Origin of the sequence: Kitasatospora sp. NPDC058190 (assembly GCF_042883685.1) — a bacterium.
Lineage (GTDB): Bacteria > Actinomycetota > Actinomycetes > Streptomycetales > Streptomycetaceae > Kitasatospora.
On sequence record NZ_JBHVVI010000106.1, the window covers coordinates 1 to 14,872 of the forward strand.

15 protein-coding genes and 1 pseudogene are annotated in these 14,872 nt (G+C 70.9%); 5 read left to right on the plus strand and 11 right to left on the minus strand.

All coding sequences use genetic code 11. The annotated features are described in order from the left end of the window. Nucleotides 1-68: 68 nt before the first annotated feature. Nucleotides 69-320 carry an IS3 family transposase gene (locus tag ACFVWU_RS34860; RefSeq protein ID WP_387628316.1) on the plus strand — a complete coding sequence of 84 codons (252 nt, stop codon included), beginning with the start codon at nucleotides 69-71 and terminating at the stop codon, nucleotides 318-320. Nucleotides 321-397: 77 nt separating this feature from the next. Then, entirely contained in the window at nucleotides 398-721 is a 324-nt protein-coding gene (locus ACFVWU_RS34865) for a hypothetical protein (RefSeq protein ID WP_387628319.1), read from the plus strand. 315 nt (nucleotides 722-1,036) lie between these two features. Here ACFVWU_RS34865 and ACFVWU_RS34870 read toward each other — a convergent pair whose 3' ends face one another. Together ACFVWU_RS34870 and ACFVWU_RS34875 are read right to left on the minus strand one after the other, a co-directional pair. After that, entirely contained in the window at nucleotides 1,037-1,669 is a 633-nt protein-coding gene (locus ACFVWU_RS34870; RefSeq protein WP_387628321.1) for an ATP-binding protein, read from the minus strand. Next, nucleotides 1,666-1,877: pseudogene (locus ACFVWU_RS34875) on the minus strand (IS21 family transposase); the annotation flags it as partial. The gene ACFVWU_RS34870 and the pseudogene ACFVWU_RS34875, both read right to left, overlap by 4 nt. A 181-nt stretch (nucleotides 1,878-2,058) precedes the next feature. Between ACFVWU_RS34875 and ACFVWU_RS34880 the strand changes: the two are divergent. Then, entirely contained in the window at nucleotides 2,059-3,108 is a 1,050-nt protein-coding gene (locus ACFVWU_RS34880) for a hypothetical protein (RefSeq protein WP_387628324.1), read from the plus strand. A gap of 140 nt (nucleotides 3,109-3,248) precedes the next feature. Here ACFVWU_RS34880 and ACFVWU_RS34885 read toward each other — a convergent pair whose 3' ends face one another. Beyond that, nucleotides 3,249-3,503, minus strand: coding sequence for a hypothetical protein (locus ACFVWU_RS34885; RefSeq protein ID WP_387628327.1), 255 nt, complete (start codon nucleotides 3,501-3,503; stop codon nucleotides 3,249-3,251). A gap of 34 nt (nucleotides 3,504-3,537) precedes the next feature. Between ACFVWU_RS34885 and ACFVWU_RS34890 the strand changes: the two genes are divergently transcribed. Then, a complete protein-coding gene (locus tag ACFVWU_RS34890; protein ID WP_387628330.1) occupies nucleotides 3,538-3,990 on the plus strand; it encodes a hypothetical protein in 453 nt (150 codons plus the stop codon). Nucleotides 3,991-4,024: 34 nt separating this feature from the next. On the opposite strand, the gene ACFVWU_RS34895 is transcribed toward ACFVWU_RS34890, so the two are convergent. From ACFVWU_RS34895 to ACFVWU_RS34925, 7 genes are all read right to left on the minus strand, one after another. Further along, the gene (locus tag ACFVWU_RS34895) at nucleotides 4,025-4,273 is read right to left on the minus strand and encodes a DUF5988 family protein (RefSeq protein ID WP_387628332.1); all 249 of its coding nucleotides are present in this window, start codon (nucleotides 4,271-4,273) and stop codon (nucleotides 4,025-4,027) included. A gap of 40 nt (nucleotides 4,274-4,313) precedes the next feature. Beyond that, nucleotides 4,314-5,042, minus strand: coding sequence for a hypothetical protein (locus tag ACFVWU_RS34900; protein WP_387628334.1), 729 nt, complete (start codon nucleotides 5,040-5,042; stop codon nucleotides 4,314-4,316). Between the two features lie 1,138 nt (nucleotides 5,043-6,180). Continuing rightward, nucleotides 6,181-7,239, minus strand: coding sequence for a transglycosylase family protein (locus ACFVWU_RS34905; RefSeq protein WP_387628337.1), 1,059 nt, complete (start codon nucleotides 7,237-7,239; stop codon nucleotides 6,181-6,183). Nucleotides 7,240-7,326: 87 nt separating this feature from the next. Next, entirely contained in the window at nucleotides 7,327-8,550 is a 1,224-nt protein-coding gene (locus ACFVWU_RS34910) for a hypothetical protein (RefSeq protein ID WP_387628339.1), read from the minus strand. A 53-nt stretch (nucleotides 8,551-8,603) separates the two neighbouring features. After that, nucleotides 8,604-9,536 carry a hypothetical protein gene (locus ACFVWU_RS34915; protein WP_387628342.1) on the minus strand — a complete coding sequence of 311 codons (933 nt, stop codon included), beginning with the start codon at nucleotides 9,534-9,536 and terminating at the stop codon, nucleotides 8,604-8,606. 248 nt (nucleotides 9,537-9,784) lie between these two features. Next, nucleotides 9,785-10,102 carry a hypothetical protein gene (locus tag ACFVWU_RS34920; RefSeq protein WP_387628345.1) on the minus strand — a complete coding sequence of 106 codons (318 nt, stop codon included), beginning with the start codon at nucleotides 10,100-10,102 and terminating at the stop codon, nucleotides 9,785-9,787. A 7-nt stretch (nucleotides 10,103-10,109) separates the two neighbouring features. Continuing rightward, a complete protein-coding gene (locus ACFVWU_RS34925) occupies nucleotides 10,110-10,256 on the minus strand; it encodes a hypothetical protein (protein ID WP_387628346.1) in 147 nt (48 codons plus the stop codon). Nucleotides 10,257-10,607: 351 nt separating this feature from the next. On the opposite strand from ACFVWU_RS34925, the gene ACFVWU_RS34930 reads away from it, so the two are divergent. After that, nucleotides 10,608-11,579: a LuxR C-terminal-related transcriptional regulator gene (locus ACFVWU_RS34930; protein WP_387628347.1), complete on the plus strand. Its 972-nt coding sequence runs from the start codon at nucleotides 10,608-10,610 to the stop codon at nucleotides 11,577-11,579. Nucleotides 11,580-12,199: 620 nt separating this feature from the next. Here ACFVWU_RS34930 and ACFVWU_RS34935 read toward each other — a convergent pair. Continuing rightward, complete coding sequence (locus ACFVWU_RS34935) at nucleotides 12,200-13,435, minus strand: beta-propeller fold lactonase family protein (RefSeq protein ID WP_387628350.1); 1,236 nt, start codon at nucleotides 13,433-13,435, stop codon at nucleotides 12,200-12,202. Nucleotides 13,436-14,872 lie beyond the last annotated feature (1,437 nt).

Consider the following 14,872-nt stretch of genomic DNA (forward strand, 5'->3'; position numbering starts at 1 on the left):
TCGACCACATGACCCCGATCGCCTACGAGCAGAGATCAGTTACGCTGGCCGTCGCTGCATAGCACCCGGTGTCCACATTCCCGGGGGAAGCCCCCTGGAGCGTCCTGAAGACCGAGTGCGTGCGCCGCACGACCTTCGCGACCCGCACCGACGCCGACCTCGCACTGTTCGCCTATATCGACGGCTGGTACAACACCCGCCGCATCCAGAAACGACTCGGCTGGCTCAGCCCTGACGAATACGAGGCGAAGTACTACGCCGACCAGGCGACGGCCGAACCGGTGGCCGTCGAACTAGCCACACCCGTCCTGACCAGGTAATCAACGCCTCCCGCGCAGCGGGGGAAGCTCACGGGCACAACCCGCGCGCTGTCCCGCCGGTGCCCACCGCCCTGGTTGTGACCGGAAAGGCCTGGCGCGAGCCCGGCGTCACCTTCAGCTGGAAGAGCGAGTCCAACGACCCGCCCTACGTCCAGATGGACACGCCGACAGGGTGGATGACCCAGGTCGTCCACGCCGGGCACGCCGTGATCGACGGCCTGCCGGGGACCGTCGTCCTGGACTGGGACGACAGGCACCGGCCGGAAGAGGGCCTAACGGTCGAGCTCACCGGGTACTTCGACGTGAGCATCCACGGCTGGCGGGCCTGGTCCCGGGACGTCGTCCGCGCTGTCGACTGGTCCGATTCCGACCGGCCGAAACTGCTCGCGGCCTCCGCATAGGCAACGGATCAGGCGACGTCGTCGCCCCAGGACGCTGCCCTATGCGGGCGTTCCAGCCGGCCGTCGCACCGTCACCGGGTGGTGAGGCGAATCTGGCGCCTTTGAACCGGGGCGGGTAGGCAAGCTGCCCATGCCTCTGTCCGCGCTACTCGCCTGACCGTCCGTCATCCGGAGGGTTGGGCGTGCTCGTGCCCGTGACCCTGTACGGCGTAGCAGTGTTCACCAGATTGTCCCAACAGCAACCGGAAGAGCCTGCTATGAGCCGATCTGTCATCTCCGCCCGTCGGGCCGCCGCTGTCAGCACGGTCCTTGCCCTTATCGTCCTGCCCACCGCAGCCCCCGCCGCCGCCCAGACTCGCAGCTCAGACGCATGCACCCATCACTGGTCCGGTCCGAAGATCTGCACTGAAATCTACGGGTCGAGCATCTACATGGGTGTGGTGGCCAAGTGGACAAACCCGCCACGCGACTTGCAGGGCGCCACCGCGCACCTGCGCGAAGGCCGATGGGTTCCAGGCGGATCGCGCACGGGCGGGCGTGGCACACTTGGTCACCGCGGCCCGGACAGGCAGGCATGCTGCGCATGCCCACCATGCGACCCGCCCGATCGACCGGAGCGGCGCTCCTCGCGGCCATGACGGACTCACCGGCGTGGAGCCAGCGCAGTGCGGCCAGGTCACGGATCTGGGCGGCGGGCAGCTTCGGGGACGCGTTGAAGTCGAAGCCCTCCAGAGTGACCTGCTGCTCGAACTTCGCCTTGCGCAGACGGCGTTCGAACGCGACGCTCTCGCGGCGCTCTCTCTCGTCCTGACAGAGGACCTGGAGGAAGTCGAGGTGGCCGAGTTCGCCGCCATGGGCCTGGGCGAGGCGGGCGTCCAGGGTCTCCAGCATCCCCGACAGCCGCAGGGACTTGAGCGACTCGCGCAGGGCAGTGTCCAGCACGCTCATCGGGCGGCCTCCTCAGCGTCGGCGTGCCCCTGGTCACCATGGCGCTCGTCCGATGTCTGGGTGGGGATCGTGGCGCCGAACAGGCCCTCGGGCCAGTGCAGGAAGGCCGCCGCTCCGCCGTCGCCTGTGTCGGGTTCGGGATGGTCTCGGTGCCGGCGACCAGGATGCCCTTGATAGTGCGATAGGACGGATCGCCGACCGAGACGGCCCCCGACATGCTCGGCGGCGCCGGAGAGGAAGACGTGCAGCGGCGCCAGCGGTAGTGCGGAGTCAACTGCGGTACGTGGGCGTCGGCCTGCCGGGAAACCCGTTCACGGCTCCGTGCCCAAACGATACGATCTCCATGAAACGCACACCTGTGCGACAAAGTTCCGTAGAGAAGCAGGTCCATGCCCCACCCGCTCGTCATCGTCACCCTCCTCGTCCTCCTCATCAGGCTGGCCCTCTGGCTGAACAAGCACCGCAAGGCCACCGCCGGCCACGACGCGCCCGCAGCCGGCCTGGTGCCGCGCGCCGAACTGGTCGAAGTGGGCAGCGAAACCGCCGACCCGGCGGCGCAGGCCGCGCTGGACGCGGCCAAGGCGGGGAACTGGCGACCCGCCGCGGCCTACCTCTCGGAAGGTGACCGTGACTGGAGCACCCGCTACGCCCGGATGGACCCGTTCGGAGACCTCGCGGCCACCGACGACACCTGGCTCTGGCAGTGGCGCAAGGAGCAGCCGGACAGCCCCGAGGCCGCCCAGGTGCAGACCTGCGCCCTGGTCAAGCGGGCGTGGGAGATCCGCACCGGGAAGTACGCGTCCGAGGTGACCCGCGAGCAGGCGATGGGCTTCCACCAGGTACTGCAGGAGGCGGCGGAGGTGTCGCACGAGGCGATCCGACTCGCCCCGGCCGGGGACCCGAACGCCTGGGTGATGCAGCAGCCGATCGCAATGGGCCAGGGCTGGTCGCACGAGCGCTACCGTGCGCTGTGGTCGGAGATCGTGGCCCGTGAGCCCCACCACTACGGCGCGCACACCGCCGCGCTGCAGTACTGGTGCGAGAAGTGGCTCGGCAGCAACGAGTTGATGCACGAGTTCGCGGACAAGGCGATCGCCGGAGCGCCGGCGGGCAGCCTGCTGACAGTGCTGAAGCTGCGGGCGTACTGGGAGGAGGTCCTGCGCGACAAGTCCGCGGCCCCGCTCTACCGTTCCGCCGAGTACACGGCCGCCCTGGACGCGGCCCTGGCCGACCTGGCAGCCGCCGACCCTGCCCACCCCGGCATCGTCCCGGCGCGTGGCTGGATCGCCCACGGCCTGATCGAGAACGGCCGCCCGGCGCAGGCCCTGGACCTCTTCCGCGGGATGGGCCGGGAGATCGCCGGCCCGTGGATCTACTACGGGAACCCGGCCGCCGTCTTCGACGCCGCCCGCACCAAGGCCGCCCGCGCGACGGCCTGACACGGTCGCGCCAGCTGCTCGCGGGGGCAAGTTCGACAGGAGCATATGGCCGACGGTCACGGACAGCAGGTTGCGGTAGAACGGCGGCGGCGATCGTCGTGAGGATGGTGGCCCTGCGGTGTAGGCCACCACCAGGCGGTTCAGCCCAGACGCCAGCCGTTGCGGAAGTCCTCGAGCGCCTCGGCGTTCCTGGGGAGCTGGGCGGCGACGATTGCCGCCAGCGCCGCCTGCTCGACGGCGGTGATCCACAGGTGCCCGGTACGGGTACCCACGCCCAGTTGGTTGCCGACGAGCTTCGCGAGGGCTTCACGCTCGCTGACGGACACCTCGCCGAAGCCGGAGAGCAGGAGTCCGGCGAGCGCGGTCTCGGTGGTGTGGGCGTGGGTCAGGCGCATGGAGTTCTCGAGGTTGCCCAGCAGGAAGTAGCCGTTGCTGGCAGCACTGCACCGGCCGCTCGGCGACGACGAGCAGCGGACGGGCCTGGCTGCTGCTGGCCGTGACCGTCCGGGCCTGCGGGCGGTTGCACCCGGCATGACGACCTCTCCGCTGTTCCGGCTGCCGCCGCCCTCCTCGCCCGACCAGGCCGAGCCCGACGGCCAGGCACTCGATGCCGACCAGCTGGCCGCGCTCCACCGGGCGCGCGGCGATGGCGTCGGCGGCCTGCTCGGCGGGCCGCGGGGCGTCCGGGCAGGCCCGGTGGGGCCGGGACGGCGCCGGGAGACATCGCCCTCTCCGTCATTCAGGGCATGGCGGATCGCCGTCCCCATCGACCCGAGCACCGACAGCGACGAATCGCTCCACCCGGCCTCCGGAAACGCATGTCCGGCAATCTCCAACCAGACACGGCTCGCCACGAAGAGCGGCGATCGCGAGTCGACCTGAAGAGACTCCGGCAAAACCACTACAGCGGCCCTTGTCATCTGGCTCCGCACTTGATCGCCGCCCGGACAAGTCCTGGCCGAGCAGCGGTCCCGGGGCCGCTCCGCGTCGTCCGCTCCGCCACGACGGTGGAGCCCGTCCGCTCGAAGACCCGCGGCTCCGCGCTGCGGTGACGCGCCGCCCGCTGCGAGCGGCGGAAGTGCTCGTAGCGGACGGTGCGAGGCAGTTTCAGCACGTGCTGCTCGGCGTCGGGGAACCGGAGCCGTTCGTGCTCCGGCAGGCCCACAGTGGGGAGCCGGCGGCAACCGCGCCGACTGCCGGTGGGGTCAAGCAGGCAGACGGCCGGCCACGAACCCCTGCGGTTCCCCCGGGGCCTTCCCTGTGTTCCGGCGCCGCACCGCCTCCGCTACGAACAGCGCAGTCGGGATGGCTGCGGCCGGCACCGTCCACCACGGCAGGCCGGCCCAGGACGCGAGCACCGCGGGCATGACGCAGGAGAACAGCGTCCAGAAGAAGAGCGACCGGGCGAGGGCGAACGTGGTGGGACGGCCGGTGAACAGTAGTGCGCCCAAGGCGGCGGCGAGCACCGCCAGCAGCGCGACGGCAGTGCCCAGCCCGGCGATGAGCTGCGCCTCGTCGCGGGGCTCGTCGACGGAGGCCTGCGCGACGCCGGCCCGCTCCAGACGCATCACCTGGCCGCGCCACACCGTGCCGTCCACCCGGTCGCCGGGCTTCAGGTCCTCCAGCAGCGGCCCGGGGTTGCCGAACCGCACCGTGCCGCTCCAGGACGGCGCGCCGTCCAGCGTTGCCAGGTGGTCCTTGTGCCGGAGGACCGTGCCGCTGACGGTGAACGGCACGGTGCGCACGCATTCCTCGACGGTCGTGCCCGGGCTTTCGGCCGGGCAGGTCGCGGCGACCGAGTACGAGCGGGACCGCTCGGTGTCGTCCGGCATCCGGACGGCGAACACGTACCAGGCGGCCGCTGCCGGGACGAGCGCCGCCGCAGCGAGCAGCGCGCCGCCGGTGCGGGTCCATGGTGAGGGACGGTGGGTCATGACGGTTCTCCCCCCGGTCCGGTGCGTGGCCGGAACGCCTGGGTTGCCGTCGCCGGGGCGTGCCGCCCCGCCCCCTTCCGGGGTCGGACGGCACCGGGCGGCCGGAACGCCGGACGGTGTCTCAGTTCTCGGAAGCTGTCCGAAGTCCACTGAAGCCCTGTGGACGGTGTGTAACGCCTGAGGGGGCCGGGGCCGGCGTGAGGGGCGGCGGGTCCGCAGCCGCGGCCGGGCTGACGGCGTGCCGGCGGACCTCGCGTCGAGCGCCACGCACACCACCCCCGGATCGGCCTGCGGACACAGCTGTCCCTTGTTCGCCGACCAGGCTTCCCGGCACTCCTTCGTGCACGCTACCGGACTCCGCCCCGGCTTCACACACGGGTTCGCCAGGGCGCCCGGACCGATCCGTCGACCGGTACTCCTGGTAACCGGCCGTGCGCGTGGGGCGGAACTTCCTCCCTCGCTCGGCTCGTCCAGTCCAAACCGCGTGCCGGTCACCACCTCGGGAGAGTCGGCGGCATACATCCCGCAGCGCCGCCGGGGGGAACGATCCCCGCGCGGCTAATGACCCCACCCGTCCACGCCGGCCCCGAACCTGATCGACCGGACAAGTCCTGGGAACATCGGCCTCCGGCCGATCCGGCGGTGCCGCGTCCGCTTTGCTGTGTCTGGCCGGACGGCGGCGTGACGACCCTTCCGCTCGGTGCGTTGGGCTTCAGCCGCGTGGGGCTCCGACGAGGGGCTCTTCGGCGCCCGCATCCGCCGGTTTCGCTGAGGTAGATCAGACGGGGCGGGGGCCCGGATGCTTGCCTGGCCAGGCGGCTTGCCGGCCTCCTGGGCCGTCCCTAGCTGCCCACGATGTGCTGCACAGCGGTCACGCCGTAGATGCGGTGTCTTCTGCAGTTGTCATGCAGGCCACAAGGGGTGTCAGGCCTGGGTGCCGCCAGGGATCTCGGTCCAGCCAGGGGTCCGCTGGCCGGTGTTGTAGTCCGCGTCCTCGGTGTACATCTTGCGGGTCGATCCCCAGGGCGTAGACGTGGACCACGTTGTTGACGGTCCCGCTGGTGAGCGCCTTGAAACGACTCGCGTATGCGGTGCGGGGCCGCTGGTGTGGCGGCCCCGCGTGGTGGGTGTCGGGTGGTCAGCTCCAGTTGCCGGTGACGGGGGTGTCGCCGGGGTTGCCGTAGGTGATGACGCTGTCCGGGGTGCCGGCGTAGGCGTTGTTGAGGGCGAAGGTGGCGGTGCCGGGGCGGTAGACGCCGTAGGTGGTGCGGCCCTTGCCGGCCCAGTCGCCGACGATGGGCAGGTCGCCCTGGTTGCCGTAGGTCGCGGTGGTGACGGTGCCGTCGTCGTGGCGCAGGGCGAAGGTGTTCTGGGAGCCGTTGGCGGCGGGGCGGAAGACGCCCATCTGGGTGTGGCCCACGCCGTCCCAGTCGCCGACGATCGGGATGTCACCCGGGTTGCCGAAGACCACCGAGTCGGTGCTGCCGTTGTCGTGGCGCACGGTGAAGGTGTTCGTCGAAGGCCGGTAAACCGCCATCTGGGCGTGGCCGTTGTGGTCCCACATGCCCGGGACGGGGATGTCACCGGGGTTGCCGAACACCAGCGAGTCGCTGGAGCCGTCGTCGTGGCGCAGCGCGAACGTGGTCGTGGAGGGCCGGAACACACCGAGCTGGTCGTGGCCGACACCGTCCCAGTCCCCTGTGATCGGGATGTCCCCGGGCTGCCCGAAACCGGCCGACGTCGTCGCACCCGAACCACTACGCAGCGCCCACGTCCCGTCCCGGAACACACCCACGGCGGAGGACTTGATGACGGGTGCGGGCTGCGCCGGGTACGGGTCGGGGCCGCCCTTGGCGAGACCGGTGCCAGGGGCGCAGGTCCAGGCCCCGGGGCCCTGGTCGGCGAGGATCTTCTCGGCTATGAGGATCTGCTGCTGCTTGGTCGCGAGGTCCGGCCGCGCCGCGTAGGCGGTGCCTCCGTAGTACTTCCAGTTGGCGAGGGAGATCTGCAGGCCGCCGTAGTAGCCGTTGTTGGTGTTGACGCTCCAGTTTCCGGTGCTCTCACACTGGGCGACCTTGTCCCAGGTCGCCACCGAAGCCGCTTCGGCCTGCCCGGTGCTCAGGGTGGCGGCGACTGCGGCAACGGCCAGGAGGGTCAGGGCGGTTCGCGTCTTCGAGCGGCTCGAGGGGCTGGTCATCGTGGTTCCTCCGGCGGTGGTGGTGTTCGGGCGGGACGCGGTGCGGGGCCGCCGGTGCGGCGGCCCCGCCTGGTGGGTGTCGGGTGGTCAGCTCCAGTTGCCGGTGACGGGGGTGTCGCCCGGGTTGCCGTAGGTGATCACGCTGTCCGGGGTGCCGGCGTAGGCGTTGTTGAGGGCGAAGGTCGCGGTGCCGGGGCGGTAGACGCCGAAGGTGGTGCGGCCCTTGCCGGCCCAGTCGCCCACGATGGGCAGGTCGCCCTGGTTGCCGTAGGTCGCGGTGGTGACGGTGCCGTCGTCGTGGCGCAGGGCGAAGGTGTTCTGGGAGCCGTTGGCGGCGGGGCGGAAGACGCCCATCTGGGTGTGGCCCACGCCGTCCCAGTCGCCGACGATCGGGATGTCACCCGGGTTGCCGAAGACCACCGAGTCGGTGCTGCCGTTGTCGTGGCGGACGATGAAGGCGTTCGTCGAAGGCCGGTAAACCGCCATCTGGGCGTGGCCGTTGTGGTCCCACATGCCCGGGACGGGGATGTCACCGGGGTTGCCGAACACCAGCGAGTCGCTGGAGCCGTCGTCGTGCCGAAGCGCGAACGTGGTCGTGGAGGGCCGGAACACACCGAGCTGGTCGTGGCCGACACCGTCCCAGTCCCCCGTGATCGGGATGTCACCGGGCTGCCCGAAACCGGCCGACGTCGTCGCACCCGAACCACTACGCAGCGCCCACGTCCCGTCCCGGAACACACCCACGGCGGAGGGGCGGATCGTCACGGGCGGGGCGTCGTCGACGATGTTGTTGTATCGCAGGGCGGTGTAGTTGCCGGTGGGCCAGCCTTCGAGGCTGCTGCTGTTGATGTTCGCCTTGGTGGGGCCGTGGGTGGGGTCGTACTTGTTGCTCTCGGCGTAGTAGGTGAAGTCTCCGGTCGACTGGTTGGTCCAGCCGGCGAACAGGAACGTGTGGTCCGCGGTGTAGTCGAGTGCGTCGCCCGCCTTCAGCTGGGAGAAGCTGATCTGGGTGGAGACGTTCGGCAGGGTCATGGTGTTCAGGCTGTCGGTCAGGTGCCAGGCCATGGAGACGTAGCCGGAGCAGTCCTCGCGGTAGGTGCCGTTGGCGTCGGTCTTGTAGCCCTGCTGGTTGTAGGGGACGCCTTCGTTGACCCAGCTCTGGGCGCGGGCCAGCACCTCACTGCGGGTGATGGTGCCGCCCGCGGTCGAGGCCGCCTGCGCCGGTGCGGCCGCCGTGAACAGGGTGGCGCCGACGCCGGCGGCGACGAGGGTGGCGAGCGAGCGGGCGGCAGCGCGGGAGACGCGGGACATGGAGGGGTTCCTTCTCGGTGTCGGGTGGTGATGAAGTCGGATGGTGAGCGCCGCTAGGAGTGCTGCTCGGCGGCCGCGGGCGCGGTGTTCAGCTGGTTGGCCAGGTTGGTCAGGGTGGTTCGGTCGTCGGCCGCCGTCAGCGCGTTGGCGCCGGGGGTGTCTGCGGGGACGGCGAACTGGAGGACTGCCAGGATGTTTTGGTGGCGGACCAGGTAGATGTGGCCGGTCTGCGGGCCGGGGGCGGACATCCCGGCGACGGCGGTCCACTGCCGCGAGTAGGCGGTGCCCTCGGCGGTTGTCGCCGTCGTGGCGACCTGGGCGTCCGGTGAAATCTTCGCGGAGCTCTGCAGGGCGCGGGACTGCTGCTGGCAGGTGTTCATGGCGTTCAGGACGTCCGTGTACGCCTGCTGGGCGGTCGTGGCGTCGGTGAAGGTGAACGTGTCCTGGATGGCCGGGGTCTTGAAGCTGCTGACGTAGCCCTGCTGTTGCCAGGTCGTGGCGCCCTTGACGGCGGCGCACTCGTTGAGGCGCACATCGTGGGTGGTGGCCCTGGTGTTCGGCGGCGCGATCGGCTTCCAGGCGGCAGCGGCGTTGGCGGGCAGCTGCGCGGGAGGCAGGGGGGCGGGTACGACCGCCGACACACGGTCCGTCTGCTGGGGGGCGGCCGCCGTACCTGGTGCGGGAGAGGTGGGCCGCGCTGCTGCGGTGCCGGTGGTTGTCGGCTTGTTGGTGGGCGTCTGCGGCGCCTGGCTGGCCGGGCCGGACGGCGTGCTGGTCGGCGTCGCGGCCGGGGTGGACGGGGCCGCCGGGGCGGTTGAGGCTGTAGCGGACGGTGTTGCAGCGGATGGCGGCGGGGCCGGCGTGCCGGCGGGTGCCACCGCCGAGGCCTGAGCACCGGTATCGAGGCCGGCCCAGGCGAAACCGCCGGCGGCGACGGCGCACAGCGCGACGGCGGCGCGGACGAGAGTCGAGGTTTTGGTGGCCACAGGGGTTCTCCTGGGTTGGGCGCGGATCAGGTGGTCGGGCGTCAGGGCGATGGCGGTGAAGGGCGGTCCGGAGGACTCGCTCAGGGCGTGCCGGCAGGGCGTGCGGCCCGGGGCAGGGCTGCGGCAGGGGCAGAGGGCGCCGGCGAAGGCTTGGAGGTGCGAGGAAGGCGGTGAATCGAGCGAGGCCTGGGTTCGTGTCACAGTCCCGGAGGCCGGCCGGACGGTGCCGGGCCCGGCGGGCGTGGTGCTCAACCGGTGGTGATGCCCTCGTACGCCGTGAGCGGCTCGGGCGACAGGTAGCGCCGGTTGAGCCAGGGCGAGGTCCGGTGGCTTCGGAGCATCAGGGTGTGGACGCGCTGGAGGGCGCTGGGCGCGTCGGGGGAGTCCAGGGTCAGCAAGTAGAACAGGAGGTCGACCCGTCCGGGTTCGGGACGTGCGCTGACGTGCTGGAGCCCGTCACCGGGCAGACAGTGGGCCCACAGGGCGTCCACGACCTCGGCTTCGTGGTTCGACTGGACGCCGTCGTCGGACTGTCGGGGGATCAGGCTGGCGTAGATGATCTCCATGACCGGCTCATCCGCCCCAGCCGATGCTCTCCAGGGACACCGCCGGGGCGGGGGCGCCGACCGTGGCCGCCACGGCGGCGGAGGGCGCGAGGGCGATTGAAGCGAGGGCGACGGTGGCGACCGCGGCGGCCTGGGCGATACGGGTGCGGAGCATGGCGGGAGTCCTTCACTGCTGATGGGTGTGGCTGTCCTGTACCGGCAGGGCGCCCCGCGGTTGGCGCTTCGTCCGGTTGCCGCCCGGGGTCTCTCCCTGGCGGCGATGAACAGCTTTGCCGCTCGCCGACGCCGCCGGAAGGTGTTCCGGCTGTCGCCTACCGGACTGTCCGGAGTCAGACATGAGTGACATGCACCCGACAGGCGCTAGGGCAGTGACCTGCGACGCAATCCCCGCACGCATGGTGCGAGACGGCACAAAAGGGTCGAATGGGCCTTGAGTGAAGCATTGGAAGGCTGTTTGGATGATCTTGAACGTTTGAGCGCCCGACAGGGCTACCGGGGGGGAAACATGCTCGAGGTGCTGGGACTGACCGCACCCGCCGCAGCGGTGTACCAGGCCATGCTCGACCATCCCGCTTTCAGCGTGGACGACATCGCCACCCACTGCGGCCTGACCCCCGTCCAGGTGCACGACCACCTCGACGAGCTGAGTCGGCTCACCCTCGTGCGCGCCTCCGCCGATCGGCCCGGGCAGATGCGCGCCGTGAGCCCCGACATCGGCCTGGCCGGCATCCTCGCCAGCCAGGAGGCCGAACTCGCCGCCCGCCAGGCCCAACTGGCGGCCTCACGCGCCGCCGTCACCCGTATGGTCGCCGAACGCGCCGAGCACCGCACCACTCACGGCGAACGCCTCCTCGGCATGGATGCCATCCGCAGCCGCCTCGAACAGATGGGCCACGACGCCACCACCGAAGTCCTCAGCAGCCAGCCCGGCAACCAGCGCCCCGAGGACCTCGCCGCCAGCCGCCCCGCCGACGCCGAGGCGCTCGGGCGCGGCATCACGATGCGCACCCTCTACCAGGACGCCACCCGCAACCAGCCCCACGTCGCGGCCTACGCCCACTGGCTCCTCGGCCAGGGCAGCGAAGTCCGCACCGCCCCCACCATCCCTCAGCGCATGGTCGTCTTCGACCGTACCCAGGCGCTGGTCCCCATCGACCCCGCGGACAACCGCAAGGGCGCCCTGTACGTCACCGAACCCGGCATCCTCGCCGCCCTCCTCGACTTCTTCGAACAGGCCTGGAACACGGCCGTCCCCCTCGGCGCCACCACCCCCGAAGACCCCCAGACCAGCCTCACCCCCACAGAGCGCGAACTCCTGCGCCTGCTCAGCTCCGGCCTCACCGACGACGCCGCCGGCCAACGCCTCGGCATCTCCTCACGCACCGTCGGCCGCCACATGTCCTCGATCATGGAACGCCTCGGCGCCAGCAGCCGCTTCGAAGCCGGCATCAAAGCCGCCCACCAAGGCTGGCTCTGAACCCCGGACGTGCAGGTCCGTGACGCCGGGCGCATCTACCCGGCGGGGGTGCCGATCTACGGGATACTGGATGTCGGCCGGATCCACCCGGCTTTGGACCTGCTGTCCTGAGGCCGACGGCCCGTCGTGTTTCCTGCCCGGCGAGGGCCGGGGTCTGGGCGGTGCACGCGACGGGCTGGGCGCTGTGCCTGTACGTGCTGCTGCGCTGACCGGTGCGGTGGATCGCGTGCGGCCGAAAGATTGCAGGTCAAAGCCCTGGCCACTAACCGATCAACGGGTCTAGCATTCCCGGCACGGCGGCCCCACCACAGCACCACCGGGCCGCCGAGCAGAGCAGCCGCGCCGCGGCTCGGCGCTGCTGGCCTCCCACCGGCCGGGCCCCGTGGAACCGTCCCCCCTCGTTCCCCGGGACCCGGCCGCCTGCGCCTGCGCACGAAGAACAAGTTCAACAGCTCTGACCATTCATCAGATTCTCTCCTGGGGGTCCTGCCGACGGTATCAGGCTGGTCGGGCCCGCCGTTCTTGAGTGCGTCTCGGCCTCGCCGCTGGCGCCACGGCGTCGCCCCGAAATGCCAGGAGGCCGCCATCCCGGGCGGGGGTGGCGGCCTCTGGTGCTTTCTTTACCAGTGGTGGTGGTCGTCGCAGGGGTCGATGGTGGTGGGGTCGGTGGCGGTGGCGGTGCCGTCGCCGCCTCCGCTGACGGTGGCGGTGTTGGTGAGGGTGCCGGTGGCGGTGCGGGCGACGCGGACCCGCAGCGTGATGGGCGGGTAGGCGTTCCCGGGGTTGAGGACGTTGCTGCGGGTGCAGGTGAGGGTTCTCGTGGTGCAGCGCCATCCGCTGCCGCTGATGTTGACGGCGGTGAGTCCGGCCGGGAGGGTGTCGTGAACGGTGACCGTGGTGCCGTCGGTGGGGGCGGTCCCGTTGTTGCCGACGGTGATGGTGTAGGTGCCCTGGCGGCCTGGGGTGAAGTTGCCGGTGTGGGTTTTGGTGATGGTCAGGGAGGGCGCCGGACTGACCGGGTTGACCGCGACGCCGGTCGGGCTGACGCCGACGCCGACGGTGGCGGTGACTGTGTTGGTGGCGGTGGCGATCACCGACACACTGTTCGAGTTCACGTTGGTGACGTAGGCGTGCGCGCCGTTCGGGGCGACCGCGACGCCCAGCGGGTTGGCGCCGACGCCGACGGTGGCGGTGACCGTGTTGGTGGCGGTGGCGATCACCGACACACTGTTCGATCCCTCGTTGCTGACGTAGGCGTGCGCGCCGTCCGGAGTAATCGCGACACCGGCCGGGCTGTTGCCGACACCGATGGTGGCAGTGACCGTGTTCGTGGCGGTTTCGATCACTGACACGACGGTTGAGCCTGCGTCGGTGACGTAGGCGTGCGCTCCGTCCGGAGTGATCGCGACACCCTCCGGGTTGGCGCCGACGCCGACGGTGGCGGTGACCGTGTTGGTGGCGGTTTCGATCACCGACACGTTGTTCGACTGCGCGTTGGTGACGTAGACGTGCGCGCCGTCCGGGGTGACCGCGACGCCGGTCGGGGCGGCGCCGACGCCGACGGTGGCAATGACGGTGTTGGAGGCGGTGTCGATCACCGACACCGTGTTGTCGCCCTGGTTGGCGACGTAGACGTGCGCTCCGTCCGGGGTGACCGCGACACCCCTCGGCCCGCTGCCGACGCCGACGGTGGCGGTGACCGTGTTGGTGGCGGTGTCGATCACCGACACGTTGTTCGATCCGAAATTGGCCACGTAGGCGTGCGCGCCGTTCGGGGCGACCGCGACCCCGAAGGGGGAGCTACCGACGCCGATGGTGGCGATGACCGTGTTGGTGCCGGTATTGATCACTGACACGGAGTTCGACTCAAAGTTAGCGACATAGGCATTCGGGGAGGTGGCGGCCCAGGCCCGGGATGAGGCGGCGGCCGGCAAGGCCAGTCCTGCCAGCATGGCCAGTCCCGCCATGAAGATCCGCACCCACGCCCGTGGCCGTGGTCGCTGCCCCCTTTCCTCGGGCCCCGTGCCGCGATGCGAACCGGTCCGCTGTCTCCCATGCCCGACCACTGGTACCTCCACCTCACAAGGGCAGCCTGCGCCAGCCACACCAGTGGCGGCGACACACCAGTGATCACCTAATTGTGATCACTGAATCACACTACGTAGCAGGTGGTGGATCTGGTGATCCCGACACGTTTCGATCCGGCATGGTCGGTGCCGCCGGACACGTAGCGCGCTAACTGATGTGCGTCATGACATTGTTGACGCCTGCGAGGAAAGGGCGCGGCCCGGCACCGCAACCCCACCGTCCCCAAGACGGGGCTGCCGAGCAGAGCGGCCGCACCCACGCACGGCCGCAGCCTCCCCCGGCCGGGAGCCGGGCATCCCCCCTTGCTCCCGCGGTCCCGGCCTGCGCACCGCCACCCCGCACACCGGCCACCCCACTACGCTGCACACCGGCGCCCGCCGGTCCCGGGACGCACGCCCTCGGGCCATCACCAGCGGGCGCCGCGGGCCCGGCCAAGAGAGCGGCGATCAGCTGGGCGGCAGGCGGAATCCGACGGTGATTCGGGCGATGTGGGCGTCGAGAGCCCGGCTGCCGGCCTCGCGTTCCTTCGGCGATGTCGCCCGGCGAGCGCAGCTCTCGCTGACCGTCACGTTCACAGGGCGGCGGCGCTGTGCCGGCGGCCAGAGCGGGTATCGCCGGGAGGGGCGCGGTGGCGCGCGGCGTCAGTGCCCGGCGCGGTGGTGGCGGATCTCGTCGAAGCCCTCGTGGAGGAGGAGGGCGCGGGCGGAGCGGGCCATGCGGTGCTGGTAGCGCAGTTCGTCTTCCGGTACCCGCTGGTGGCCGGGCCTGGACGAGTTCCGCGAGAGGCAGAGGTCGAGCGGGGCGTCAGCTCAGTGAGGACCGCGACCGCGCGCCGGGCGTGGGCAAGGTCGACCAGCTGGCGCAGCGTGGCGGGGTCGAGGTGCTGGGTGAGCTGGCTGGAGCGCACCCGCACCGCGGCCCTCGCACTGCGCGGCATCGAGCAAGCCCCGCCGGGCCTGCTGCCTTCCGCTGCGAGGACCAGCCGGTGACCTCCGGCTGGGCGGCTTTGTTCTGTCGACACCGTCGGCTATCCACAGCCGGCCTCGGCCAGGGTGACGCCATGACGACGACGAAGAAGACCACAGCGCCCTGCCAGGCCCACCCCGCCGGTAGCCGGGGCAACTGTCCGGTGGCGGAGCTGCGCACTGTCCAGACACGGCTCCTGGCGTTGCTGGAGCAGTACGCCGACGGCCTGCTGAGCTTGG